1 protein-coding gene and 1 pseudogene are annotated in these 1,151 nt (G+C 70.8%); one reads left to right on the plus strand and one right to left on the minus strand.

Annotated elements, in window-relative coordinates:
- Nucleotides 1-248, minus strand: a pseudogene (locus AB0O00_RS40655) (DUF4343 domain-containing protein); the annotation flags it as partial.
- A gap of 352 nt (nucleotides 249-600) precedes the next feature.
- Between AB0O00_RS40655 and AB0O00_RS40660 the strand changes: the two are divergent.
- A partial coding sequence (locus AB0O00_RS40660; RefSeq protein ID WP_363659688.1) for a helix-turn-helix domain-containing protein occupies nucleotides 601-1,151 on the plus strand: 551 nt, incomplete at its 3' end.

Below are 1,151 nucleotides of genomic sequence, written 5' to 3' on the forward strand. Positions count from 1 at the left end.
GCCCTGATCTCCCGGCGGGTGAACTCGTACGGCAGCTCGGCGAGCCAGTCGTCCGCCGGTTCGATCAGCGCGAAGCCGAGCCGCTGCGCCAGGCGCGCGCCCGCGACCGGCCCGCCGTACCAGTGCACCGGGCCCGCCGTCGCGTCCCCGGCCGCGTCCTCCGCTGCCAGGACCCGCATCCCGCGACCGGCCGCGTCGACGGCCAGCAGCTCCATCGAGGACGTCCGCCGACCGGGCCTGACCAACACCGCACCCCTCCTCCGCTCGGCAAAGCCGCCAGGCTAGCCCTGCCGCGCCCGCGGCCGCAGCCGGTTTCGGGCGGCGCTGCACGGGGACGAACGGGCCTGCGGGCAGGACGGTTTGTTCGTTCGCTGACCGGCCGCGCCGGCCGACGCGAGCGTTCCGCTGGCGCCGCTGCTGCGTCGGGGGGAGACAGTGGGTCATGTGGTTCACCTGCGGATTCCGGCAGCAGCGGTGTCGGTCCTGAGGCAGCGTCACCGGGTCAGGCCGGGGGCAGCCAACTGTTGTCAATTTCATCAGTATTACTCAACAATCCGGGCATTTGGGCCGGTTGTCGGTGGTGGGCGGTACGGTCGCCTGGTGATCGTGACGCAGGCGTACCGCTTTGCGCTCGACCCGACGGATCGTCAGGTCGTCGCGTTGCTGCGGCATGCCGGGGCGGTCCGGGTGGCCTACAACTGGGCGCTCGCGCGGGTCAAGGCGAATCTGTCCCAGCGTGAGGCGGAGAGGTCCTACGGTGTTGAGGACCTGACGCCTGCGTTCGGCTGGTCGATGTACTCCCTGCGCAAGGCATGGAACCAGGCCAAGAACGACGTCGCGCCGTGGTGGGCGCAGTGCTCCAAGGAGGCGTACGCCACCGGCCTGGAGCAGCTCGCCACGGGGCTGAAGAACTGGTCCGACTCCAGGAGCGGCAGGCGCAAGGGGCGCCCGATGGGCTTCCCGCGCTTCAAGTCGAAGCACAGGGCCGTCAAGTCCTGCCGGTTCACCACCGGTGCCATCCGCCTGGACGGGCGCACGCACGTCGTGCTGCCCGTGCTCGGCCGGATCAAGACGCACGAGTCCACCCGCAAACTGGCCCGCAGGATCGAGGCCGGAACCGCGCGGATCAAGTCCGCGACCGTGCGCCTGGA

The organism is Kitasatospora sp. NPDC093558 (assembly GCF_040683475.1).
Taxonomy (GTDB): Bacteria; Actinomycetota; Actinomycetes; order Streptomycetales; family Streptomycetaceae; genus Kitasatospora.